Origin of the sequence: Rosistilla carotiformis, from assembly GCF_007753095.1 — a bacterium.
In the GTDB taxonomy this organism is placed as follows: domain Bacteria; phylum Planctomycetota; class Planctomycetia; order Pirellulales; family Pirellulaceae; genus Rosistilla; species Rosistilla carotiformis.
In genome coordinates this window covers 3,488,152-3,512,352 of sequence record NZ_CP036348.1, presented here as the reverse complement: position 1 = coordinate 3,512,352, position 24,201 = coordinate 3,488,152, and the positions used below count along the sequence as shown (strand labels likewise).

Genomic DNA, 24,201 nt, shown 5'->3' with positions numbered 1-24,201 from the left:
CGCCACTCGAAACGGGACCGTACGATGTGGCTGGCGTCGAGCGTCTGCCACGGAATTGCCTAGCGAGGCGACGGAGCTAGACGGTTTGCGCCGCGTGCTTGCCTTCGGCGAACTCTTCGATTGCCTTTGCACAGAATGCTGGCAAGTCGTCGGGGTTTCGGCTTGTTACCAAGCCTTCGTCACAGACGCACTCCTCGTCTACCCAGTTCGCACCCGCGTTAACCAGATCGGTCTTCAAGCTTGGCCATGAGGTGACGGTACGTCCACGGACGACGTCAGCTTCGATTAGGGTCCATGGGCCGTGGCAGATCGCAGCAACGGGTTTATGTTGCGCGAAAAAGTCGCGGACAAAGCTGACACTGGCGGTACAGACTCGCAAAGCATCGGGGTTGGCGACACCACCTGGCAGCACCAAGCCGTCGAATTCCGCGGCGGAACTCGATTGGACCATCTGGTCCACCGAAAACGTCTCCCCTTTTTCGTCGTGGTTCATCCCTTGCACCTGCTTCTCTTTTGGCGAGACCAACACGACTTCTGCGCCGGCCGCCTGAATCGCTTCCCACGGCTGGGTGAGTTCGACTTGTTCAAAGCCGTCGGTTACCAAAAACGCAATGCGTTTGCCTTTCAATTCTTGCTGACTCATTCTTGTCTCCTTAGTGATCGTGGTATCAAACATCGAAGGAGCAATTGCAGATGTCGTGCCAAGTCAGTAATCGCCGAGAAACCTCAACGCATCCGACGGAGTGTGGTTGCTAACAAAGCAACTTGGCTTGGGAACCACCATACGTTGGCAGAGGCGGCGGAACGGTTGCTAGATGGGGACGACGACCCAACCGCAATCGACGACTCGAAAGTCGCTCCGTAACCCCGATCGTTCGAAACCGCAGCGTGCCTCCGCCGTGATTTTCGGAAGGTCTGCCTCGAGATTCCGCGGAGCACGCCCCGTACGCGTGGAGGGCAGAAGCGATGAGAAGGCACATCTCTCGTGCCGGGCGCCCAGGTTGGCCGTTCGCGGCGAGCGAGCTGTCACTTTGCAGCGTCACCACGATGAAAAACTATCGACGGCATGGCGTTTGCGTATCTCCAGGGACCGCTCGGTTGAACGTGCCAATTGGGCGTGCCGACGCACACCGACTCACTCGTTACCTATATGGAAACCACAACATGTTTTCGATCATTGGTTGGATCTTTTTTGGCTTATTGACCGGCTTGATTGCCCGTGCGCTTGTCCCCGGCGATCATTCGATGGGGTGCATGCGAACCGTCATGCTTGGCGTCGCCGGATCGTTTGTTGGTGGCGCGATCGGATATCTGTTGCAAGGTGGGTCGGTGGTTCAGTCGAGCGGATGGATCGGATCGATCCTTGGCGCGATCATTCTGCTGGCGATTTCGATGCGTCGAAGCAACGCCGTCGACTGATGCCGTACTGCGGCGGTAGACTTTGCTCTGTGGATCGAATCGCAGGGATGAACTGAAGCAAGGATTCAACAATCGATGAATACAGAACTGATCGACGACGCATTGCCCGAGGAAGTGTTGGTGCAGTTGCGGGAAGCGAAAACCATCCTCGAACATCACGGGATTGCCGACCGCCTGACCGAACTGATCGGCAAGCCGATCACCGCATCTCTAAAGCTATTGCCCGATGTGGCGGAAAACGCAGTTTATGCCGCGATCGACAAATCGATGCGTGTCGCATTGGACGTCGCGTTGCGGACGCTGGGAGATGATCCATTGAAATCGGGAAAGCCACGATTGCTTACGCATAAATTGATGGCCGGTGTTGTGGGTGCGGCCGGCGGCGCGATGGGCGGCGCGACGATCGCGGCGGAACTGCCGGTGTCGACCGTATTGATCTTGCGTAGCGTCGCCGACATCGCACGCAGTGAAGGTGAAGATCTTACAAGCGTTGAGTCACAACTTGCCTGTCTTCAAGTCTTCGCCCTGGATCCGGGCAACTCTGAATCCGTCGATGACGATACCGAAATCGGGTACTTCGCCGTTCGGGCGGCAATGGCGCAACAAATCCGCGACGCTTCCCAGTTCGTCTTAAAAAACGGCGTGGCCGACACCGCCGCTCCCCCGTTAGTCAAGCTTGTCACGATGATCGGCAAACGGTTCGGAACCGTCGTCAGCGAAAAGATCGCGGCGCAAGCGATCCCAGTGATCGGAGCACTCGGCGGCGCGTTGATCAATAGCTATTTTATCGACCACTACCAAGACATCGCCCGCGCCCACTTTAGCATCCGGCGGCTGGAGCGGAGGTACGGCGTCGCCCGCGTCCGCCAAGTTTACGGTGGTTTGCGGTGATCCCCGAATATCCCGACAAGACGAATGTCTTGGTGATTTCGTATTTGACGATTCGACGTGCGATTGGTGTCACCGGATTGCTGTTGCCGCTGGTCCTGGGCCCCGGAGGTTGGATTGTTGGAATTCCCTTGCAACCAAACCTCAGCAGCTACTATCACACCGGCATGCGGGACGTCTTCGTGGGGACGCTATCAGCAATTGGGATCTTCTTATATTGTTATCGCAGCTACGACCGGGTCGAAAACTGGACAGCCAACCTCGGCTGCGTCTCCGCCCTCGGCATCGCTTTTTTTCCGCTCGATTTCAAAAGTGACCCGTTGCTGCAAAAATCGTTGACCGGATACCTCCATTCGTTCTGTGGCGGCGTTTTTTTCCTGACGCTCGCCTTTTATTCGCTGTATCACTTTCCACGCGACGCACAGCGTGAAGACGAACCGCATCTGCGGGAACGTCGGCTGATTTATCGGACCAGCGGAATTGTGATCCTGGTCAGTCTCGTCGCGATGGGAGCCTACCTGTTTGTCATTCGCGGAGCCACGAAACAATGGCTCAATGAATACCACTTCCTATTCTGGATGGAATGGATCGCAGTTTGGGCCTTTGCCGCCGCTTGGCTCGCTAAGGGACGAACGATCATCGCCGATGTCGCTGTCGACGCGATGGCATATGCCAACGAATTGTTGCTAAAACGCGTACGGGATCCGCAGCAGCGCTGAGCTCGCGTTTCGCTGGCTCAATTTCGCCGACCGATAAAAAACGACGGCCACCGCGTATTCTGGTGAACGCGTCGGTAAGTCGCACTGCTACTTGGGCATCCAATCCGTTGCAGGGATCACCCCGTCGTTACTATGTGACCGCAATGGGGTACACCGACGGAACGAGCCATTCTTTGTGAACGCAATCGACAGCCAAGGTCGATGCGTGACGTCGCAAGTTTGTGACATGCCGACAGATGACTCAATGGAAACGCGGAAACGCCAGCAATTGAGATCGATGCCGCACGAGGATTGCGTTATACTCCGCGAGTTGTTTATTGCCCTGTCACCAACTTCGAGGATGTTATGAAGCTTAGCGATTTTTACAACGAAGTCAGCACGCGCGTCGACACCGACAAAACGGCGATCAACGCCGCTGTCACCAAACGTGTCCTCAGCGAAGCATTTTTGGTTCTGGCCGCCATGGATGCGGCGGAACTTTCCGACACCATCTCCAAGGGCTTGGCGACTGCCAAAAAGAAGATGGGCTAGCCGCGAGGCTCCGTCGCCGACAGGAACATCCCACGGCTGCTTGAACAGGAAATCGATCGTCGCCACGGTCTTCACGCGTGCAACGTTCTCTTCCAATCGGGTGGCCGGTCGCGGTTGCGCGAACACACCTCGGGATAGAGATTTCGACACCCTCACGGTGCACCATTCGCAACGCCTGGGTTCCGAACTAACCGTTCAGCAGGACGACTTTTCCGCGATCGACACCATCCTCCACACGGCGATGGGCTGCGCCAAGTTCGGTGAACGGGAACCGACTGTCGATCGTGATCTTCAACTTTCCGCGTTCGTACAAGTCGATTAGCGTCCGCAAATCGTCGGCGTTCGGTTTCGCCAACATCACTTTACCACGCTTTGAAAGCGGCCAAGTGAGCACCGACATCATCATTCCCTGGACGTCGGGTTCGGTCGAAACAAATCGCCCGGAATCGCTAAGCACCCTTCGCGATTCGAGGTACCCCGACTTGCCTGCGGCGTCAAAAATCAGATCCCACCGGGCACCGGTTTCCGTGAAAGAGACTTCACCGTAATCGATAAATTCATCGGCCCCCAGCTGCCTGCAAAACGCTTCGTTGGGGGCGCTGGCGACGGCGGTCACGAAACAATTGAACGACTTGGCGATCTGCACGGCAAACATCCCCACTCCGCCACTGGCGCCATTGATCAGCACGCGTTGCCCCGCTTGGATTTTTCCGTGATCACGCAATGACTGCAGCGCCGTGGTGCCCGCCAATGGTATCGCAGCCGCCTCTTCATCGGGAAGCGAATCGGGAAGCTTGGCGGTCACATCGATCGAACAGACCGCGTAGTCGGCGCACGCGCCGCCACGGATATGATCCAAATACGCGATCACCCGATCGCCGGGCTGGAAGGCGGAATCGTCCGCACATTCTGCCACCGTCCCGGCGATGTCATACCCCGGAACGCGGGGAAAGCCAAAGGGGAGCAATCCCTTCAATTCGCCGCGGCGCAACCGATAATCGATCGGATTGACGCTGGAAGCCTGCACCGCGAGCAATAACTGGCCGGGTAAACGCCTCGGAATTGGCAGTTCGGTTCGATGCAAAACGTCGGCGTTGCCATATCCGTCGTAAACCATCGCATGCATGGTTTGAGCGATCGGGTGTCGACGCGCGGTTGCGTCGGCTTCGTGAATTTGAGTAGACATAGCGAGTTCCTTGTGGCATGGAGACCGCGTCGCGGCTAGGAAAAAGCAGCTTTCGGTTCAGGCAGTTCCGCCGTCAGCCGCTAGCGCTAACCGTTCCTTAGCGCACCGGACGCGATCGCGTTCGGGTTGTTGCATCCAACCGTTGCGGCAGATTTCCCCTCGCACCGGGATGGGGACAAATTGCCGTGACAGACGCAAGTTGCTAACGTAGAACAGTGGGCAAAACACGTGCCGAAATTCCGCAACCAAGGATTTTCCGCCCGCCTCGTCTGCAGCATCCGATCGATCTCCCCCTGGAAAGCCGGGAGATTTCTCATCCCTTTCATCCCCCAATCCAGCATGGGTTGTCCGACCGCCGGCGACATTGTCGTCTCGTCGTTGTCCCTCGCACCTTAGAAGAGTCGCTATGTTTTCAGAGACCGCAGGCAGCCGAAAAACAATCGGCGATGTAGACGTTTTATTCCACGACGGTTTATATCACTTGTTCCATTTGGTTTTACCCAACCACGACTTTATTGCCCACGCCGTCAGCACCGATGCGATCAATTGGCGGCGAGTCAACAACGCCCTGTTTATTGGCGATCCCGGCAGCTGGGACGATTTGATGTTGTGGACGATGCACATCTCGCCGGACCCTCACCAACCGGGCGCCTGGCGGATGTTCTATACCGGGTTGTCGCGACGCGATCAAGGAAAATACCAACGCCTCGGAATGGCGATCAGCGACGACCTGTACCAGTGGCGCAAAACCCCCGTCCACTGGGAAGATCATCGCGGTCCAAGAGATCCCGAACGGGTGAAACAAGCGGTCCGGCAGAGTCGTTCCCAGGTGGCCGATGCGCGGCACGCGCTGTTCGATCCCGAGAGCTGTTTTCCGTTGGAACCCGATCCCCAATACTACGAGGCTTCGTTGGACGAAGGACGGCATTGGATCAGTTTTCGCGATCCGTTTTATTACCACGATGGAAACGATGGATGGTTGTTAGCTGCGGGCCGCGTCAATTCGGGGCCGATTGTTCGTCGCGGTTGCGTGGCATTGATGAAAGAGATGGAACCGAATCGGTTTGTCGCCCAACCTCCACTGCATCACCCACGTCTGTACGACGATATCGAAGTTCCGAACGCCATCCATATCGGCGAAGACCACTACCTGATCGGCAGCATCCGCGAGGATGCCAAAATACGCTATTGGCATACCAAGCAAATCGGCGATTGTTGGCAGAGCTATCACGACAACGTTCTGTTGGCTCAAGGCAATTATGCAGGACGCGTCTGTCGCGACGACCAAGGCTGGTTGTTGTGGAATTTCTATTCCATGAACCTGGCCGACCGGACGGCGGAGAATCTCATGCCACCTCCCAAACGTTTGGTCAAAAATGGTGAAGGGATGCTGCGCGCGGTGACCTTTGAAGGGATCGAAGCTTACGTTCGCGATGCGATCGACACCCGATGCATCCACAGTTTGATCGACGATGCGGGCCCGAGGTTACAATTCTGCCGTGTCGATGACGGGGATCTGAACCTTGCCTGCGACAGTGGTTTCCAAGCGTTTGTGTTCGATGAATCGTTGGAGCATTTCCGCTTCCAAGCCACGCTTCAGATGCAAGGAATGGGCAAATGCGGATTGGTTTTCCGAATCGATCCCGAATCCCGCGACGGTTACTACCTCTCGTTGGACATGCTCAAAGGCGTTGCACAGCTGCGAGCCTGGGGGACTGGCGAAGACGGTAGCGGAGAACACATGATGCAGTTCCAAGCGCTGCAGTCGGGCTTCTGGTTTTCGGAGACTCGATCGGAAGCTCAGGTGCAATTGATCGTCTTCGGCAGCTACATCGAACTGTCGGTTAACCGACGCGTTGTCCTATCGCTGGCCGACCAGAGTTTCGAAACCGGCCAACTGGGCGTCTATTTGGAAACTGCCGAATTATGCGTATCGAACATCCAACTCGATCGGCTCGCCTCACCACGGCAAACCGATGACCATCTAGCCAGCGGTTGAGAGCCCCTTCATCCGCCGCCCGTTATGCATCGGACGTCGTAGTGATCGATTCGAAATCCGATTCTTGAAAGTCGACGACTTCGTTGAGCCAACGTTGCTGCACGAAGTCGACGTGTGCTGGATGATCGCAGTAGGCGGCGAAGTGATCGGCGTTCTCGAACCACATCGAGATCCCAAACCGATGCGAATTCTTGGGACTGGTTTGCCGTCGAATTTGAAACTTGTGGACGTTGGGGATCGCTGCCAATTCGGATGCGGCCGCCAGGAACGCCCCCTCTTCGGGCGATCCGGCGGGATGCTTCAATTGGAAAGTGACGGTGTGTTCGATGGCGAATTCTGACATTTTTATTGGGCAACCTGATGGAGCAGTTGTAAAAGTGTTTTGCGAATTTTGGGTTCAGCATCCACCGCAAGATAACTCGACTTGGCGCGCCACGTTTCGTAACCGCCGAGTGCATGTTGATCGGGCGTCGGCAAATATCCGTTGTACCCGTTGGCCAATTCGATCGTAAACGTCGGCTTCAACGGACTTTGCTTTTTGATCGCCAGTCCGGTTTCCACAAACGTCTCGCAGGGACTACTGACGATGCCCAGTCCTCCGATCCGAATCGCCTGCAACTTTACTTTGACCGTGGCGGGGTATTGGGCCAAGTCACGCGTTTCGTTGGCATAGATCAGGCGGCGATCCTTCCATGGCCCAGGACCGGCTTCGTCCAACAATTTGTTGGCATCGGCGAGTTCGTCCGCATCGGGACGACGCACGCCCAATTCGATTTCGGTCTCCTGCATCTTCAGCGGAATCCAATCCTGGAATTCAATTCGCTGGTACGCAACGTGCGCCGAACCGGCGACGTCGGCAGCGACCAAACGGATCTGTTCGAATGGCTGCTGGACGGCTCGCCCTTCAAAAAAGTTGATATTGTTGATGTCGCCGCTGGTCCCGTTGGTCATCGCTGCAACAAACGCGGGTTGGGCCTGAGGATCGGCTACCAATCCCGAAAACTGTCGGGCGAATTCACCGAAATAATCGGCCGACAGCGAGTTCCTTGGAGGGCCACCGACGTAGTGCAACGAGTAATTCGCCCACACCGCCAATGGGCGTCCATCGATCGCTTGGACCGCGAGCACGGGAACTTCTGGATCGGTTGGGCCCACAGGTTGCAGCAACGACTTACTGTTCGCCGCCGGGTTCATCTTAACCCGATCGGTGCCCCGATCAAAAGGATCGCTCAACGCGCTTCCTGGACGCAGGTACCACCGCCGGTTGAACACTTGCCGTGGGTTGCTGCCAACGGCCCATCCGATGCGTGCCGGTTCCAATTGTTTGTTCGCTTGAACGACCCCCGCGGCAATCCGTTCGGCCAAGAAATCGATGTAATCCTCTTGCACTAAACTTTGAAACGTTGGCGTCGCAGTGACCGCGGTATGGGTGTGCGTCGCGGAACAAAGAATGTTGGTCGTTGGAATTCCCGTTGCTTGGGATGCCTGCTGTTTGGCAGCGTCATAGATTTCGCGCGGGATCATACAGCTGTCGCACGTCACCAACGCGATCTTCGTTTCGCCGTTGTCGATCACCAAGCAGCGGGCATGCAGCGGATCGTGCGCCGCATCGGCCATCCGGTGCGTCATGCTGCCTGCGGAACTGACAGGAAAGTTCGGCGGCGTGATGTCGATGGCAACGGCGCCACCACGCAGCACTTTCGCGCCAGCTTCGTCGGCCGCGTTCAATTGGCTGCAGAGCCCAAAACTGACGAGCAATAAAGCGATCGTGCGCGATGACCAAAGCATGGTGGAATTCCGATTGGAAGGAGAGGGGGTAGGATCGATCGCGAAGTCCCATCCAGAAAACGCACCGTGCGTGCAGGAATGACTTCACCAGGATCGACGATCCACAAAACGGCGAGATGCAATGCAGGTCCGGGTTTGCGTCTGACACGCGTCCAACGTCCCCATCCGACGGTGTCGAACGAAAGATGAAGCCTGCGGTGGGTGAGATCCAGAATACTGGGTCGACGATCCATTGACAACTAACCGGCATCGCACCGCAGAGGGGCGCCGTCGCTTTTCCATTTGGAGTGTCTCCCCCCGGCGCGTCCGATCGGCATTCGTGTTGCATGTCCGATTTATCCGAACCGAAAAACGGATTCGCCTTGGAATCTCGCGGTCTTCGGCTGACCCAACGCGAGCGGCGCTGTTAAGGTGGATCGACGGGGTCCGAACCGCAACCCGAGTCGCCGCGCCGACCGCCCCTAATGATTTCATCGACGTCACGTCCCCCAAGAACTTCCCCATGCATCTTCCGATCGACGACCGTTTCATTCACGCATTGCCCGCCGATCCCGATCGTTCCAACCTCCGTCGGCAAATTCGCAACGCAGCCTTCTCGTACGTGACGCCGCGCGTGCCGTCGCAGCCCCGGTTGTTGCACGCCGCCCCGGACGTCGCCGCGTTGATCGGGTTGCAACCCGATGACGACCAGTCGGACAGTTTTAAGAACATCTTCAGTGGAGCCGTCGTTCCCGACGAGGCAGATCCGTACGCGATGTGCTACGGCGGCCATCAGTTTGGTTCGTGGGCGGGGCAACTGGGAGACGGCCGGGCGATCAATCTGGCAGAAGTCAAGCATGCCGGCCAACACTGGACACTGCAATTAAAAGGGGCGGGCGAAACGCCTTACTCGCGAACCGCGGATGGTTTGGCGGTTTTGCGATCGTCGCTGCGCGAGCATCTGTGCAGCGAAGCGATGTTCCATTTGGGAGTGCCGACCACGCGTTCGCTGTCGCTGATCGCAACCGGCGATGCGGTGCTGCGCGATGTGATGTACGACGGGCATCCCGAATACGAACCAGGAGCCGTCGTCTGCCGCGTTGCGCCAAGCTTCGTCCGTTTCGGCAGTTTTGAAATCCTGGCCTCTCGAGGCGAACACGGTCTGCTGCGTCAATTGGCCGACTATACGATCGAGCACTACTTTGCCGGGATCGCGGCGGGGAAAGAAGGCTACGTTGAATTCTTCCGCCAGGTCACCCAACGCACGCTGGCCATGATCATCGATTGGCAACGTGTCGGTTTCGTTCATGGAGTAATGAATACCGATAACATGTCGATCCATGGCCTCACGATCGATTATGGACCCTATGGTTGGCTGGAGGGCTACGACCACGCTTGGACTCCCAACACAACCGATCGCCAACACCGCCGATATCGCTACGGTAACCAACCGCAGATCGCTCTTTGGAACCTCGCCCAATTGGCTAGCGCGATCGTACCGTTGGTCGGCGATGCCGAACCGCTGCGGGAGGTTTTGGCGGAATTCCAAACGGAATTTTCGGCCCAATACGCCATGATGATGGCCGCGAAGTTGGGACTGGATGAACCACGTGCTGGCGATGAAACGCTGTTCGAAGACCTGGAACAGCTGTTACATGCAACGGAAACCGATATGACGATCTTCTTCCGCCGACTCGCTGCGGTCGGACAAGCGCATACGATCGACGACGGGATCGATTTCCTGAAACCGATCGCCGACGCGTTTTACGTTCCCGCCGAACTGACGGGAGAAGTGTTGGATCAGTGGCGCAGCTGGTTCACCACGTATGTGCTGCGTTTACAAGCAAACACGTCGAACGATGCCGAGCGCGCCCGTCGCATGAACGCCGTCAATCCGAAGTATGTGTTACGAAACTACATGGCGCAACTGGCAATCGATAAAGCAACGGTTGGAGACGTCTCGCTGATCCACGAACTTTACGATCTATTGCGGACGCCCTACGCGGAGCAACCCGAACGGGAAGCGTGGTTCGCCAAGCGTCCCGACTGGGCCCGTGATAAGGTTGGCTGCTCGATGCTCTCCTGCAGTTCGTAACGTCACCGTCGATTACGAGGACGCATCGGTACGCGGCGGAAGCACCCAATCGGGCCGCGGGAAGTGACATGTGTATCCGGTCGGATTCCGCAGCAGATAATCCTGGTGTTCGGGTTCGGCTTCCCAAAAATCGCTGACCGGTTCGACTTCGGTGACAACTTTGCCGGGCCAGATTCCCGATGCGTTCACATCAGCGATCGTCTTTTCGGCGACGTCCTTCTGATCGTCGTTGGTGTAATAGATCGCTGACCGGTAGGACGTTCCGCGGTCGTTCCCTTGCCGATTGACGGTCGTCGGATCGTGGATCTTGAAGAAGAATTCAAGCAGTTCGCGAAAGTTGGTTTCTTCGGGGTCGAACAGGACTTCAATCGCTTCGGCATGGGTGCCATGATTTCGATAGGTTGCCTGCGGAACATCGCCACCGGTGTAGCCGACGCGCGTCGCGACAACGCCAGGCTGCCGGCGAAACAGATCCTCCATGCCCCAGAAGCATCCACCTGCTAATACCGCGCGTTCGTTCATCGTTAAGATCCTAAATAGATAGAAGGGGTTCGTGCAGCGGCCAAATCGACGTTGCCGATTGACGATCCGATGTGGGTTGCTGCACGTCCGTCGGAATGGGGCGTCAAACGAGTGGAATCAATATTTTCCATTCGTACCAAACATCTCTTGTTTCGATGGACGCGGCCGCACGCGGACCCGATGGTCCGGCTCGCCGCTGTCCCGATCAAATTCGTCGGGTGTCCGCCGGCTGGGAATGTAATCACCTGACTCGGCCGTCCATCGTTCTAGCGCCCGCTGCATCGATTGACGAACCGTTGTGTAGGCGGGGTCGTCGAAGCGATTGACCGATTCGGCGGGATCACGTTGCAAATCATACAGCTCCCATTCCGAACGAGGCGTGAGGAAACAGATTTGTTGCTGCGGCGTTAACTTTCCCTGCGAATGAAGCTTCAACATCGCTTGCCATGTTAACCCACGACCGGCGTCTGCCGAAGGTGTCGCCGGCAAGTCGGGGTAATCGTTCCGAATCAATTTGTACCGCGCATCGACAACGCAACGGGCGTGGTCTTCGTAGTCGTGCCAATGATCCTCGGCAAAAGCGAATGTGCGATGTGGTTTGCGAGAATCCAACAGCGTTGGGACAAAGGTTTTCCCCTCCGTTGTCCAGGACGGACCGGCGGTCGATGCACTATCAGCACCCAGCGCGGCTCCTGCCGATGACAACGCGGTGGGGTCTGCGGTACGTTCAGCCAAATCAAGAAAGGTGGCCGCGATATCGACCGCGCTGACCAACGCATCGGTCGTCTCGCCAGCTGCAACCACTGCCGGCCAACGCACGATCCAGGGCGTCCGGATGCCACCGTCGTACAACGTCGTTTTGTCGCGAGGGAACGGCCGGCCGTTGTCACTGATGAATAAGATCAGCGTGTTGTCATCAACCGCCTGTTGCTTCAGCTTGGCCATCACCTTGCCAACGTACTGATCCAAGCGACCGATTTCGTCGTAATAAAGCCGCAGATCTTCGCGAACCTCCGGAGTGTCGGGCAGATGGGGCGGGACGATCACATCTTCGCTGCGGTGCGGCGGATCGAGGGCTCCGTCGGTGTATTCGCGGTGCGGATCGAGTGCGGCCAGCCATAGAAAAAAGGGCTGGTCGCGCGGCCGTTCGTCGAGCGCGCGTTCCCAATCTTCGCACCCGCTCGGCTGCGATGCGATCATTTTAGCGGGCTCCCCATTTTTCCCCGCGGGCAAAACGAAACCGGCGGTCGACGCTTCGTAGCGTTTGTCGAAGTCGTCCCGTACCGCATCGCCTAGGTGCCACTTTCCGGCCGCCGCGGTGTAATACCCTAGCCGACGAAGCGCCGCCGAAAACGTGGGGCTTCCCGCTGGGAGGGGCCAGTGCAATTGTTCGGCTCCCGTATTGTGCGGATACTTGCCCGTTAAGATGCTCGCACGCGAAGGACTGCACGAATTGGTGGTCAGGTAGGCGTGTTGGAACAATAGCCCTTCGGTCGCCAGCGTGTCGATGTGAGGCGTTCGAATCGCCGGGTGCCCATAGGCGCCACAATCGTCCCAGTTCATGTCGTCGGCGATGATCAGCACAAGATTGGGACGTGTGATCGTTGACGGGGAAGGTTGCCGATCGTGCGACTGCGACCAAGCCGGCGGGAGCGTTGCCAACCACACCGAAAAAGCGGCCCAGACCACGACGCCCAGCGATTTGTGATGCCTTCGATGGATGGGGCCGTCAACACTGGCAGAAGCGAATAGCGGATGTTTCATGGCGTACCGAAGGGACTGCGTTGAGTGGCGCGTGAGGAGTCGGACGGTCGAAGCAACCAACGTTTTGGAAGGTTTACCCGTTTCAAAATGCCTTCGAACGGATGCCCATCGGAACCCGCGGTAGCAGACGATTCAACAAGCGGCCCCAATGTGGCCAATGGCTTTGCCGCCGGCAACGATTCTGCGTCAGGTCGCTTGCCGAAACAAGTACGCTTCGCCGAATCCGATCGCGATCGGTTGGACACTCTTATTCAGCAGACGGAGTTCCAGCACCGCCGCGGGAACCGCTAAGCCAACACCATCGCATGCAGGCAGAACGATCCAAACAAAGAGATGACAAGCGAGACGATCAAATAGGCGATCGTCCGCTTGGGGCCAAGTCGGATGATCCAGGTACCGATCACCAGCTGCCCGGCGGTCATTAGAATCGCTAGCCAAGCGACGTCGTTAACATTGTGCCCCAGCCAACCAGCAATGAACCCCGCGGGCAACAACATCGGCATGCCTGCGGCGACCCACAACAGGATCCATCCGACGTGAATCCCATTGGTTCCACTGGGGTCGGCGATCCAGGCGTACGGTAACGTCATGCATCCGACCAACGCCGCCGCCCCCCAGCGATGCTGCGGCTGCCGTGCGAAGAACCAAATAAAGTGAAGGTAGGCAGCTCCGCAGACAGCCCCACTGACGGCCATCGGAAATCGCATCAGGCCGGCCAATCCAATCGCCAACGCGGTTGTCCACAGGAACAGGCTGCGTAGCTGGAATCGGACGGGGCCTCGGCCCTGCACCGACGTGTCCGATTGAATCGTCACCAACGGCAAACAGCTACAAATTGCAACGGCTACGATTGTCAGCCCCACGGCAAACTGCCCGACGAGTGGCGACATCCGACTCTGATCCGATTCGGTCCACTGATAAAACCTCGGTATTCCCCAGCCCGCAAGACCGCTCACCCCGATCAACAGCAGATAGATCCGATCGCGCGAAAAGCATTTAAAATTTTCCATAGGCATTTCAGAGCCCGGCGCCACCGCTGCGAAGCGCTATTCATTTCCACAAGAATGGGGGAGCCTGCTATGCTCACGTCGCCCCCCTAACTATGATACTGCGGGAACTCACACGCCCGTATCTGAAAATCCCGCCAGTTTGCCCGCAGCGGTGACTTCACCCTAAGTCGCCCCAAGGCACCTCCGCAGCTGGTTCCCCACCACCCACGAGCCGCACGCCTGATGTTATCGATGCACCGCCACTGGTTATTTACCCTGCTTCTGTTCGGCCTATCGCAGGTCGGTACTGCAAACGAACCTCTATTTCAGAAGGGGGATCATGTTGTCTACATCGGCAACACGCTCGCCGACCGAATGCAACACGACGCCTGGTTGGAAACCTACCTGCAGGCGGTGTTGCCCGAACACGAGTTGACGTTCCGCAACCTTGGGTTCTCCGGCGACGAAGTCAAACTGCGGCAGCGCGCCGACAACTTTGGCGACGCCGACATGTGGCTGTCAAAATGCGCCGCCGACGTCGTGTTCTGCTTTTTCGGATACAACGAAGCGCTCAAGGGGGAAGCGGGACTAAAAGGGTTTGAATCCGATCTGGCAGCGATGATCGACCAGATGCGGTCGCAAAAATACAACGGCAAAACGGCTCCCAAACTGATCGTATTCTCGCCTTTGGCGCACGAAGACCTGCACAGCCCGCATCTTCCCGATGGCAGCGAGAACAATAAAAACTTGGCGATCTACACTGCGGCGATGCGGGAGATTTGCAGCGCCAAACAGGTCCCGTTTGTCGATCTGTTCGCGCTTTCGCAGAAGCGGTATCGCGACGCCGAGAAACCGCTGACGATGAACGGGATCCATTTGTTGGATCATGGCAACCGGGAACTCGCCCGCGGCTTGTTGACCGATGCCGGTTCGCCTTTCTCGAGCCTTGCCAACGGTTCGTTGCCAGCCGATGCCGACGTGGCCGAACTGCGCGAAGCGGTGTTGGACAAAAACTACCATTGGTTCAGCCGTTATCGTGTCGTCGACGAATACAACGTCTTCGGCGGGCGATCGAAACTCGCCTGGTTCGGACAATCGAACGCCGATGTGATGATGCGCGAGATGGAGATTTTTGACGTTAAAACGGCCAATCGCGATCGCCATATCTGGTCGCTCGCCCAGGGGAACGAAACGGAATTGCAAGACGACAACCTGCCGGCCGAATTGGTAGTTCGCCCCAACAAGCAGGGCCCGTTGGAAAACGGAGCGTTCCCGTATCTCGGGGGCGAAGAAGCGATTTCGCAGATGACGGTCCAAGACGGTTTGGAAGTGAATCTGTTTGCATCCGAAGCGGAATTCCCGCGGCTGATCAATCCGGTGCAGATGGCGGTCGATCCCGATGGACGCTTGTGGGCTTCGGTCTGGCCGTCGTATCCCCACTGGAATCCGATGGAACCTCGCAAGGACGCGATCGTGATCCTGCCCGACGAAAACCAAGACGGACGCGCCGATGAATTGATCGTCTTTGCCGACGAATTGAATAGCGTCACCGGGTTCGAATTTTGGGGCGGAGGTGTGGTCGTCGCCGCGTTGCCAGAGTTGTGGTTCCTGAAAGATACCGACGGCGACAACCGTGCCGATGTCAAAATCCGCTTGCTGCAAGGTTTGTCCAGCGCCGACACGCACCATAGTGCCAACGCGATGCTGTTGGGCCCCGATGGCTGGATCTATTGGTCGCGAGGGATCTTCAATGTGGCCGCCTTTGAAACTCCAACACGGACGTTCCGTTCGGGTGCCAGCGGTGTCCATCGCTTCAATCCAAGAACCTACGAATTTGAATTCCATTATCCGATCGGCCCGAATCCGCACGGCGACGTGTTCGATCGCTGGGGATATCAATTCGCCAACGATGGGACCACTGGAACCGGTGGTTATGTCAGCATTGGCAAGGGAGAGCGTCCTGGGGGACGGCAATGGTTCAAAAAAGAGTGGCGTCCCGTCGCGGCAACGGGTTTGTTGTCCAGCAGCCATTTCCCCGACGCCAGCCAAAACAATTTCTTGATCTGCAACACGATCGGATTCCTGGGCGTCCTGCAATACGAAGTCGATTACAACGGCGCGGAGATCACGGCCAATCGCACTGCGGACCTGCTGCAATCCAGCGACCCCAATTTCCGTCCTTCGGATATCGAGGTTGGTGGCGACGGGGCCGTCTACATCGCCGATTGGCAAAACACGTTGATCGGTCACATGCAACACAACATGCGCGACCCCAATCGCGATCATCAGCACGGTCGAATCTATCGCGTCGCCGCGAAAGACGCCAAACCGTTACCCGTGGTGAAGATGCAAGGCAAACCGATCGACGTCGTCTTGCAAAATTTCTTCAGCAAAGAAAACGGGACACGGTACCGCGCGCGGATCGAATTAAGCGGCCGAGATTCGAAACAGGTGATCGAGCGAACGCAAGCGTTTGCAGCCAGCTTGACCCCCAAGCACGCCGACATCGATCGCGACGAAGCCCAAGCATTGTTGGAATGTCTGTGGGTTCATGAGGAACACCGCGTTCCCAACATTGGCTTGGTTGAAAAAACGTTCCAGGCATCCGAACCGCGTGTTCGCGCCGCGGCGATTCGCACGCTAGGCCACTGGGCTCAACACAGACACGCGGGACAGATAATGCACGATCATCTTCCCGGTTGGGACGCGTTGTTGTCGGCAGCAGCCAAAGACGATTCGGCACTGGTCCGGGCAGAGGCAGCCAAAGCCGCCGTTGATTTTGAAGGACTGGCAGCCGCCGAAGCGATCTTCGAAGTCGCCACGCGACCGACCGATCCCGAACTGCAATCGGTACTGGATTACGCGCGGAAACAAATCCATGTCGACACAATGATTGCCGACGCAATCCGGTCGAAAACGCCATTGTCAACCGCCGCTGAGGCGTACGCGTTGGCAAACGCTTCGCCACAATTGATGTTGGAAATGGAGCGATCCAACACCGTTTATCAAGCGTTGCTGTCGCGAGAAAAGATCCCCGCGGCGCTTCGCCGCGAAGCGATCGATGCGGTCGCCAAAGCGAACGATCGATCGCCGCTTGAACAAATCGTTGTGACGATCCGAAATGCCGAACAGGAACAACGGGCCAGTCTGAACGACCTTGCGAACCTGTTGCCGTTGATCGCTGGAAAAGAAACTGGCAGTGCGGGAGTGCTGCGTCCACTGGCCGATCAAACGCAAGCTTCCGAGGTTCGTATCGCTGCCTATACCGCGTGGTTGAATTCGGGAGCTGCCGATTCGGTTTGGCAACATGCACTCGGATCGCGCGATCGGATGCGAGATTTGTTGGTAAGTACTGGCAGGGTTGATGACGAAAAGGTCCGGGAGGCCTTGTTCCCACGCGTCCGCGAACTGATGTTCGAGATTCCCGAAGGGCTGCGCAGCGAAGCCGACAAGGCAACCGCTTCGGTCGGCCCAGCCGTTGCATTTGAATACTACCAACCCAATCCCAAGAACGTCCAACTGGAAACGCTCGATCGACTGAAGCCTCAACTGAAGGGCCGGATCGACCAGTTCGAGACGTTTGTCCCCGGCGGGGCTAAAGACGCCTTCGCCACCCGGCAAACCGCATCCATCGTGGTACCGGCGAGCGGCGAATATACCTTTTCGATCCGTTCGGACGATGGTTCGCGATTGTACATCGATGGGACGGAAGTCATCGATAACGATGGGCTTCACGGGTTTTCGGAAAAGAGTGGTAAGCTGGCGTTGGATGCGGGACTGCATACGATCGTTGTCACCTATTTCGACAACGGTGGCGGCGACGGATTGGAAGTCGCTTGGCTGGGACCTGGTTTCAACAAGCAGAAGATTGACGCCGGCGTGTTGCGATCGGCCAACAGCGGAAATTTGCGGCTGCAAGCGTTGCATGGGATCGCTGCGTGGCCTGGACATCTACCAGCGAAGATCGAAGACTTTTCCAAGTTGGTGACCAGCGACACGATGTCTGGACCGGCGCTCGAGGCGTTGGCGGCGCTCCCCAGCCGCACCGTCGCCGACACCTTGTCCGTCAACGACGCGACCACGATTCTAAAAACGTTGCTGACGCGTGCCGAAAGTGCCACGCCCGTCGAGCGTCAAAGCGGTGCGTTTGGCAACCTGTTGCAATTGGGATCCAGTCTGGCAAGCGTGAGCGGGGCGGCGATGGCCGACGCGGGCAAACAACTGAAAGCCCTGCGGGCGAGCATCCCGGTAACGGCTGACCCGAAGCATATGCAGTTGGGGGCCGAGGTCTATGCGCGGGAGAGCCATTGTGCGACCTGCCATCAGCCCAGCGGACAAGGTCTGCCAAACCTGTATCCGCCGATCGATGGGAGCCTGTGGACGACGGGCAATTCCGATCGTTTAATCCGATTGGTGCTCGACGGGATGCATGGCACGATCGAAGTCAAAGGAAAGCGGTACAGTTCGCCACCGTTGCCGCCGATGACCGGTTTCCGGCATCTGTTGAATGACGAAGAGATCGCCGCCGTGTTGACGTATGTTCGCAATTCATGGTCCAACCGAGCCAATCCCATCGATGCAAAGCACGTCGCTTCCATGCGGGCAATCGACCGTGGAGAAGACGCCACGTTCTGGAGTGCCGTCGATTTGATGGCGGAATATCCCCTGGAAGACGGTAGCGTCGCGGTGGCTCAAGCGTCGACCGACGGTTGGATTCCCAAGTTGGTCCAAGAATGGAAACGCAGCGATTTCAGCGACGCGGAACTCGCTGCCGAGGGACGTTCCTTCGACTCAGGAGCCTTGGCATTCCAACGAATCGGATGCAACCAATGCCATAAGATCGGTGACCAGGGAGGTCAGTTTGGCCCGAACCTTTTGCAACTGGATGCGAAAAAGCGAACTGCTGCCTATCTGTTGGAATCGATGCTCGATCCGTCCAAAGACATCGATGAGAAATACGCGATGCGAACCTACCTTTTAGATACCGGCGACGTTGTCTCCGGCTTTGTTGTTGCCGAAACGGCGACGGAGGTTCACATCAAAGCGGATCCATTGAACCAGGACAAACCGACCGTCGTGATTAAAGACGAAATCGAGCACGAGAACAAAAATGAAAAGTCGGCAATGCCCAACGGACTGCTGAACTATTTCACCAAAGAACAGGTGCTCGACCTGGTTGCCTACGTTTTGTCGGGGGCGGATAAATCGAGCCCGTTGTTCCAGAAGTAGCGAAGCGCAATTTGTGCAGGTTTCCGAGGCTTCGGACTCGGAAACCTGCGAAGGTCACGTCCGTGGGACGTTCCCGTTTGCTGGCAACCATCCCAACCGGGAGTCGTTCGATACCAGCCCATCGCCCTCGAAACCCTCACTATGCTGTCCAACTTTCGCCATTGGTGTCACAGAAGGGCTTGCGAAGGGACGCGGCGGCGATTCTACTGTTGCAATTGAGTCTCAGTTGCAGCTACCAAGCAAGCCCGGGACCGGTCAACGATTTTGACCGGTACTCCCACCGCCAGCCAGGAACGCGTCAACGCTTTATCGCTGACCCACCTACTGACAGGGATATCCCAATGCGCTCACGGTCTATCCGTCCCGCCTTCACGTTAGTTGAATTGCTTGTTGTCATCGCCATCATTGGCATCTTGGTTGGACTGCTTTTGCCAGCGGTTCAAGCGGCACGCGAAGCCGCCCGTCGGATGCAATGCACCAACAATGTTCGTCAAATCGGCCTGGCATGCCACAATTACCATTCGACGCTCCGCCGGATGCCCCCCGGGCGCTTGGTTTACGATGGCACGAACTCAGCCGGGGCTCCCACCAAGGTCGTGACGGGATTCTTGGCAATGCTGTTGCCCTACATGGAAGGAGCGAACCTGCACGACATCTATGACCAAACCTATGGCTTTGACGATGTGGCCAACCAAACCGCGGTCAACATGGAAGTGGCAGCCTTCACATGTCCGTCGCCCCCTGGCGACCGGACGATGCCAATTTATTCGGGCTGGAACATGGGCTGGACGACCGATCCGGCGGCATTGGATCCGACCTTGACCGGATTTGAAACGTCGTACCAAGGCGTCCGCGGCCTGCACCATCTGTCGGGCGATCCATCGACCGGCCAGACACACGTCTGGGACGAAAAGTGCGGCATCCTTAACGAAACGGGCAGCCGATTCGCGGATATCACCGATGGCACCAACAACACCCTGCTGTTGTTCGAAATGACGGGCAAACCAACCCATTGGTTGTTCGGCAAAGTGCAGCCCACGGCCACCAATGCTCAGTTTTACAGTTATGGTCCGTGGGCCGGAAATAACGGTGTCGGAATCTACAATTGGTCCAACGATGGGCTCACCAAAGGCTGCGACACATGCAACCGATTCATCAACGTCGATAACGAAGCGTCACCCTACGGATTCCATCCCGGCGTCGTTGTCATCGTGCTGGCCGACGGTTCGACACGTACGCTCGCGGAAACGGTCGATGCCCAGGTCTTTGTCGACTTATGTCGTAAGCAGGACGGAAATGTGCTCGGCGACTACTAGTCCCAACCGCTCACTTTAAAAAACCCAGTCCGTTGAACAATAGTTGTCTTGACAACTGTTGTTCTGTGGCACATGATGCCACGATGGCATCTCCTGCAAAATCTTTCAACGCGCAACACGCCCGCTTCGATTCTCCCGAGCAGGAGGTCTTCCTGCATCTTTGGCGGACCTACGACTGCCTGAAAGCGGTTGAAGAACAGTTGTTTTCGCAACACGATCTCTCGCCCCAGCAGTACAACGCGCTTCGCTTGCTGCAACAGGTCGCTCCCGATGGGATGCAGACGATGGAACTGGGACGTCGGTTGATCTCTCGCGCTCCCGATACAACACGGATGTTGGATCGGTTGGAAAAACGTGGCCTGATCCAACGGACACGGCGGGCCGAAAACCGTCGCGTGGTGGAGATCGGCTTGACCGATCACGGACATGCGTTGCTGACGCAACTGGCCGAAGCGGTCTTGGCGATGCACCAACAGCAGCTGGGCCACCTCGATACAAACCAGAGACACCAATTGATTGAATTGCTGAAAGTGGCTCGACGTCCGCACGAGGATGCGAGCTGCGATTGGTTGGATGATGGGACTTAAGCGGCGTGCTGACCGTCGTGTCCAATTCACACTGAAAAACCATAGAGTCTATCGATGCAATCGCTGAAAAAGATGTGGCCTTTCGGACTGTGGTTGGTCGCGTTTTATTGTGTCTGGTTGGGTCTTGTTACCTGGGGAAATGAGTGGTCGTCGCTACGATCCCATTGGCCGATTGCCATGGCGATGGCATTGGGTTCGTATGTTGCGGGATCGACACCGATGGGTGGCGGAACGGTTGGTTTCCCCGTGTTGGTGCTGTGGTTCGACATGCCGGGTTCGCTTGGCCGGAACTTTGGGCTGGCGGTCCAATCGATCGGCATGGTTTCGGCCAGCGTCTATATTCTGTCAGCCCGCCGACCGATCGACTGTGGACTATTGCGGCCGGCAATATTGGGAGCGTTGATCGGTACGCCGTTGGGCGCCGCGCTGATCGCTCCCTACGTTCCCGACCTTTGGATCAAGTTGACCTTTGCCGTGATCTGGTGCAGCTTTGGGATCTTGCACCTGATTAAGCTGCGTGAATTGGTTCAGACCGAAGGGGTCAGCGACCTCTGGCGCGGCTGGGATCGTTGGATTGGATTGACGCTGGGAGTCACCGGTGGAATCATCGCGTCGCTGACAGGCGTCGGGATCGACATGCTAATTTATGCGACGTTAGTATTGCTGTACCGTGCCGATTTGAAGATCGCGATCCCAACATCGGTTGTGATCATGGCAGTGACCTCGGTGATCGGAATCACCTCCAACGCGATCCTCGCGCGGATCAATCCAAGCCTCTACTTCATGGATCCCGAAGTTTACGCCAATTGGCTCGCCGCCGCCCCGATCGTTGCCCTTGGCGCCCCGTTTGGCGCTTTGATCGTTAACCTGATCTCACGGACTCCCACGCTCCTGGCGGTTTCCACGCTGTGCATCCTGCAATTTGTCTGGACAATCATCCAAGAAGGGGTCACGGGGCTGGCATTGGCTGGAGCCGTCGGAGCTGTACTAGCGGTCAACGGACTGTTCCATCTGTTGTACCAGTGTGGCAACGACCGCCCGATTCTCGAAGACTTGCCCTTTGAATTGCCAAACGGGGCAAGTTCGATTGAACTGGCTGACATCGAAGACTGATGCAGCGGCAATTCGCTGCCGCGCGGGCGTCGGGCGTCGCCCAACGCAAACCAGAGGCTGGAAGCGTTCAACGTCGATCCATCGGGCCGAGACGCGTCGCAATCGGACGCATTCGTTTGGCCTTGGCCATCCGAGGCAGCGCCACAAATCTCCCCATTCGATTCGTATCAACGAATTACGAATGCCGCCGATAGGACTCGGCCCAGCGCGACAGAAGAATGCCGCGTGTTAGGACTGAACTTCGGAATCGGCAGCGTCGTTTGGGCTGGCCGCAGGTTCGGAACGATCGGCACTTTGCGGCAACACCTTCACAACCGGGCGTCGCTTGCGGCGAGTCCGTTCGGGGATCATGCTGCGCATGTGGTCCAGTTTCCCAAAACACAACAAACGGTCCCCCGGTTCCAACGATCGCTTCAGACGTGGATTGGGGATCACGGTCGTGCCGCGATACAACGTGAGCACATTGATGTCCATCTCGGGCAAGCCCGATTCATCGATCGTCTTGCCAACGTATTCGGAACCCTCGGGAATATAGATTTCGGTGACGCCGTACCCGCGACTGACCGTCAAGCGTTGACGGAGATCGATTTCGGGGAAGTCGACTTGAGCGGCCATGTAGTCGATGATCGCTCCGGCGACATCCAATTGCGTGCAGGATTCGATCCCTTCCAGACCGGGGGACGAATTGACTTCCATCACTTGCGGGCCGTCGTTGCCTTCGAGCATATCGACCCCCGCGACGCGGAGCCCCATGATTTGGGCGGCGCGAATCGCGACCTGGCAATACGTTTCGTCCAATTCCACCGGTTCGGTGCGTCCCCCGCGATGCACATTGCTACGGAACTCGCTCCCTTGGGCGACCCGTCGCATCGCCGCGACGACTTGGTCGCCAACGACGAACGCGCGGATATCGCGTCCTTTGCTTTCGGAAACAAACTTCTGAACTAAGACGTTTTGCCGCGTGCTGTGCAGCGTTTCGATGATCGCTTCGGCAACCTTGACGTTGTCGGCCAGGATCACGCCAACGCCCTGCGTTCCTTCGAGCAGTTTGATGATGACCGGCGCCCCACCGATCCTGTCGATCGCGGGCAAGACATCTTTTCGATCGCGGACAAAGGTCGTTTGCGGGATGCCAATCTGGTGTCGGCTGAGGATTTGCAGGCTGCGCAGTTTGTCGCGAGAGTTCGAGATCCCGTTCGACGAATTCGCGCAGAACACGTCCATCTGCTCGAATTGGCGAACGACGGCCGTACCAAAATAAGTGATCGACGATCCGATCCGAGGCAACACCGCGTCGTAGTGGCTCAGACGTTTGCTGCGGAAATACAGCTCGGGGACGCCTTGCTCCACGTCGATCGCAAATTTCAGCGTGTTGAGCACCTTAACCGAATGGCCGCGGGCGATCGCCGACTCCCGCAGACGTCGAGTACTGTAACAGTTGAGACTGCAGGAAAGGATGGCGAGTTTCATGGGTAACCTAAGGCGTTTGGGACGTCGGATCGGATGTTATGTTCAAATCGTCAGGCGAATGTGTTTATTAACTGGACGAAGGTCGTCGCTTGGGCTTGCCACCATAATAGGACTTCCCAGCGTCGACCAGCATCCGTCCACGGAACGCTTCGCGCCCCAACAGCATGCGGAAGCCCATGGAAGTGCGGTTGGCTAGGGTCAATTCGATCGGCCAGCTTTGGCCCAAGATTTGGACTTTGGTTAAGATCACCGGACGCGAAGAGGCTTTCCCGCTGCTGCTGCGGACGTGTCGATATTCCAGCAACTCGGCAGCCACATGCACAAACCGCTCTTTGCGTTGGGCCGGCAGCACTTTGAAATGCAAATAGGTCACGCCGTCGCGAACTTGTTCCTCGATGTCGATCGCGTGCAAACTGCTCGACCGTGCCCCCGTATCGACTTTGGCTTTGATTCGTCCGATCCCAAGATCGGGCAACGCAACCCATTCTCGCCATCCGATCACGGGCTGGTCGGGGGTTTTCTCGGTCATCATGCATCCTGCCTTCTTTGATCAATCGATGGTTTCACACAGTCTATCGGTTCGGTTGGCGACAGATCAGGTGCCAAC

General features: G+C 57.2%; 19 protein-coding genes. 10 read left to right on the top strand and 9 right to left on the bottom strand.

The genetic code is table 11. The features are described 5' to 3' along the window. Positions 1-76 precede the first annotated feature (76 nt). The gene (locus Poly24_RS12720; protein WP_145095589.1) at positions 77-643 is read right to left on the bottom strand and encodes a type 1 glutamine amidotransferase domain-containing protein; all 567 of its coding nucleotides are present in this window, start codon (positions 641-643) and stop codon (positions 77-79) included. 521 nt (positions 644-1,164) lie between these two features. Here Poly24_RS12720 and Poly24_RS12715 point away from each other — a divergent pair. From Poly24_RS12715 to Poly24_RS12700, 4 genes are all read left to right on the top strand, one after another. Next, positions 1,165-1,419, top strand: a complete 255-nt coding sequence (locus tag Poly24_RS12715; protein ID WP_145095586.1) for a GlsB/YeaQ/YmgE family stress response membrane protein — start codon at positions 1,165-1,167, stop codon at positions 1,417-1,419. Between the two features lie 75 nt (positions 1,420-1,494). After that, entirely contained in the window at positions 1,495-2,310 is an 816-nt protein-coding gene (locus Poly24_RS12710; RefSeq protein ID WP_145095583.1) for an EcsC family protein, read from the top strand. Then, a complete protein-coding gene (locus Poly24_RS12705; RefSeq protein ID WP_145095580.1) occupies positions 2,307-3,026 on the top strand; it encodes a hypothetical protein in 720 nt (239 codons plus the stop codon). Before Poly24_RS12710 ends, Poly24_RS12705 begins: the two co-directional genes overlap by 4 nt. A 345-nt stretch (positions 3,027-3,371) precedes the next feature. After that, on the top strand, positions 3,372-3,557 hold the full coding sequence (locus Poly24_RS12700; RefSeq protein WP_145095576.1) for a hypothetical protein: 186 nt from the start codon (positions 3,372-3,374) through the stop codon (positions 3,555-3,557). Positions 3,558-3,744: 187 nt separating this feature from the next. On the opposite strand, the gene Poly24_RS12695 is transcribed toward Poly24_RS12700, so the two are convergent. Then, on the bottom strand, positions 3,745-4,743 hold the full coding sequence (locus Poly24_RS12695; protein WP_231753606.1) for an NAD(P)-dependent alcohol dehydrogenase: 999 nt from the start codon (positions 4,741-4,743) through the stop codon (positions 3,745-3,747). Positions 4,744-5,149: 406 nt separating this feature from the next. On the opposite strand from Poly24_RS12695, the gene Poly24_RS12690 reads away from it, so the two are divergent. Continuing rightward, on the top strand, positions 5,150-6,742 hold the full coding sequence (locus Poly24_RS12690) for a glycoside hydrolase family protein (RefSeq protein WP_145095573.1): 1,593 nt from the start codon (positions 5,150-5,152) through the stop codon (positions 6,740-6,742). Positions 6,743-6,764: 22 nt separating this feature from the next. On the opposite strand, the gene Poly24_RS12685 is transcribed toward Poly24_RS12690, so the two are convergent. Further along, positions 6,765-7,085, bottom strand: a complete 321-nt coding sequence (locus tag Poly24_RS12685; RefSeq protein WP_145095570.1) for a Dabb family protein — start codon at positions 7,083-7,085, stop codon at positions 6,765-6,767. 2 nt (positions 7,086-7,087) lie between these two features. Continuing rightward, positions 7,088-8,530 (bottom strand): hypothetical protein, encoded by a 1,443-nt coding sequence (locus Poly24_RS12680; RefSeq protein ID WP_145095566.1) that lies wholly within the window; start codon positions 8,528-8,530, stop codon positions 7,088-7,090. Between the two features lie 502 nt (positions 8,531-9,032). Here Poly24_RS12680 and Poly24_RS12675 point away from each other — a divergent pair. Then, positions 9,033-10,604 (top strand): protein adenylyltransferase SelO, encoded by a 1,572-nt coding sequence (locus tag Poly24_RS12675; RefSeq protein WP_145095563.1) that lies wholly within the window; start codon positions 9,033-9,035, stop codon positions 10,602-10,604. A 12-nt stretch (positions 10,605-10,616) separates the two neighbouring features. On the opposite strand, the gene msrA is transcribed toward Poly24_RS12675, so the two are convergent. From msrA to Poly24_RS12660, 3 genes are all read right to left on the bottom strand, one after another. After that, positions 10,617-11,126: a peptide-methionine (S)-S-oxide reductase MsrA gene (gene msrA, locus Poly24_RS12670; RefSeq protein WP_145095560.1), complete on the bottom strand. Its 510-nt coding sequence runs from the start codon at positions 11,124-11,126 to the stop codon at positions 10,617-10,619. Positions 11,127-11,243: 117 nt separating this feature from the next. Continuing rightward, positions 11,244-12,689, bottom strand: a complete 1,446-nt coding sequence (locus tag Poly24_RS12665; protein WP_231753638.1) for a sulfatase family protein — start codon at positions 12,687-12,689, stop codon at positions 11,244-11,246. 488 nt (positions 12,690-13,177) lie between these two features. Continuing rightward, positions 13,178-13,900, bottom strand: a complete 723-nt coding sequence (locus Poly24_RS12660) for a hypothetical protein (protein ID WP_145095554.1) — start codon at positions 13,898-13,900, stop codon at positions 13,178-13,180. A 222-nt stretch (positions 13,901-14,122) separates the two neighbouring features. Between Poly24_RS12660 and Poly24_RS12655 the strand changes: the two genes are divergently transcribed. The 4 genes from Poly24_RS12655 to Poly24_RS12640 all read left to right on the top strand — a co-directional run bounded on the left by Poly24_RS12655 (position 14,123) and on the right by Poly24_RS12640 (position 22,124). After that, a complete protein-coding gene (locus tag Poly24_RS12655; RefSeq protein ID WP_145095549.1) occupies positions 14,123-19,108 on the top strand; it encodes a DUF7133 domain-containing protein in 4,986 nt (1,661 codons plus the stop codon). A gap of 341 nt (positions 19,109-19,449) precedes the next feature. Continuing rightward, complete coding sequence (locus Poly24_RS12650) at positions 19,450-20,424, top strand: DUF1559 domain-containing protein (RefSeq protein ID WP_145095546.1); 975 nt, start codon at positions 19,450-19,452, stop codon at positions 20,422-20,424. An 83-nt stretch (positions 20,425-20,507) separates the two neighbouring features. Beyond that, positions 20,508-21,011 (top strand): MarR family winged helix-turn-helix transcriptional regulator, encoded by a 504-nt coding sequence (locus Poly24_RS12645; protein WP_145095528.1) that lies wholly within the window; start codon positions 20,508-20,510, stop codon positions 21,009-21,011. Positions 21,012-21,065: 54 nt separating this feature from the next. Beyond that, a complete protein-coding gene (locus tag Poly24_RS12640) occupies positions 21,066-22,124 on the top strand; it encodes a sulfite exporter TauE/SafE family protein (RefSeq protein WP_145095525.1) in 1,059 nt (352 codons plus the stop codon). A 228-nt stretch (positions 22,125-22,352) separates the two neighbouring features. Here Poly24_RS12640 and Poly24_RS12635 read toward each other — a convergent pair whose 3' ends face one another. Together Poly24_RS12635 and Poly24_RS12630 are read right to left on the bottom strand one after the other, a co-directional pair. Beyond that, positions 22,353-23,594, bottom strand: a complete 1,242-nt coding sequence (locus Poly24_RS12635) for a RimK family alpha-L-glutamate ligase (RefSeq protein WP_145095522.1) — start codon at positions 23,592-23,594, stop codon at positions 22,353-22,355. Positions 23,595-23,661: 67 nt separating this feature from the next. Beyond that, the gene (locus tag Poly24_RS12630) at positions 23,662-24,126 is read right to left on the bottom strand and encodes an ATP-dependent zinc protease family protein (protein WP_145095519.1); all 465 of its coding nucleotides are present in this window, start codon (positions 24,124-24,126) and stop codon (positions 23,662-23,664) included. Positions 24,127-24,201 lie beyond the last annotated feature (75 nt).

Coding starts and splice junctions, on each gene's coding strand:
- Poly24_RS12720 (WP_145095589.1), bottom strand. CDS start 643: ATGAGTCAGCAAGAATTGAAAGGCAAACGCATTGCGTTTTTGGTAACC.
- Poly24_RS12715 (WP_145095586.1), top strand. CDS start 1,165: ATGTTTTCGATCATTGGTTGGATCTTTTTTGGCTTATTGACCGGCTTG.
- Poly24_RS12710 (WP_145095583.1), top strand. CDS start 1,495: ATGAATACAGAACTGATCGACGACGCATTGCCCGAGGAAGTGTTGGTG.
- Poly24_RS12700 (WP_145095576.1), top strand. CDS start 3,372: ATGAAGCTTAGCGATTTTTACAACGAAGTCAGCACGCGCGTCGACACC.
- Poly24_RS12695 (WP_231753606.1), bottom strand. CDS start 4,743: ATGTCTACTCAAATTCACGAAGCCGACGCAACCGCGCGTCGACACCCG.
- Poly24_RS12690 (WP_145095573.1), top strand. CDS start 5,150: ATGTTTTCAGAGACCGCAGGCAGCCGAAAAACAATCGGCGATGTAGAC.
- Poly24_RS12685 (WP_145095570.1), bottom strand. CDS start 7,085: ATGTCAGAATTCGCCATCGAACACACCGTCACTTTCCAATTGAAGCAT.
- Poly24_RS12680 (WP_145095566.1), bottom strand. CDS start 8,530: ATGCTTTGGTCATCGCGCACGATCGCTTTATTGCTCGTCAGTTTTGGG.
- Poly24_RS12675 (WP_145095563.1), top strand. CDS start 9,033: ATGCATCTTCCGATCGACGACCGTTTCATTCACGCATTGCCCGCCGAT.
- msrA (WP_145095560.1), bottom strand. CDS start 11,126: ATGAACGAACGCGCGGTATTAGCAGGTGGATGCTTCTGGGGCATGGAG.
- Poly24_RS12665 (WP_231753638.1), bottom strand. CDS start 12,689: ATGAACTGGGACGATTGTGGCGCCTATGGGCACCCGGCGATTCGAACG.
- Poly24_RS12660 (WP_145095554.1), bottom strand. CDS start 13,900: ATGGAAAATTTTAAATGCTTTTCGCGCGATCGGATCTATCTGCTGTTG.
- Poly24_RS12655 (WP_145095549.1), top strand. CDS start 14,123: ATGTTATCGATGCACCGCCACTGGTTATTTACCCTGCTTCTGTTCGGC.
- Poly24_RS12650 (WP_145095546.1), top strand. CDS start 19,450: ATGCGCTCACGGTCTATCCGTCCCGCCTTCACGTTAGTTGAATTGCTT.
- Poly24_RS12645 (WP_145095528.1), top strand. CDS start 20,508: ATGGCATCTCCTGCAAAATCTTTCAACGCGCAACACGCCCGCTTCGAT.
- Poly24_RS12640 (WP_145095525.1), top strand. CDS start 21,066: ATGCAATCGCTGAAAAAGATGTGGCCTTTCGGACTGTGGTTGGTCGCG.
- Poly24_RS12635 (WP_145095522.1), bottom strand. CDS start 23,594: ATGAAACTCGCCATCCTTTCCTGCAGTCTCAACTGTTACAGTACTCGA.
- Poly24_RS12630 (WP_145095519.1), bottom strand. CDS start 24,126: ATGATGACCGAGAAAACCCCCGACCAGCCCGTGATCGGATGGCGAGAA.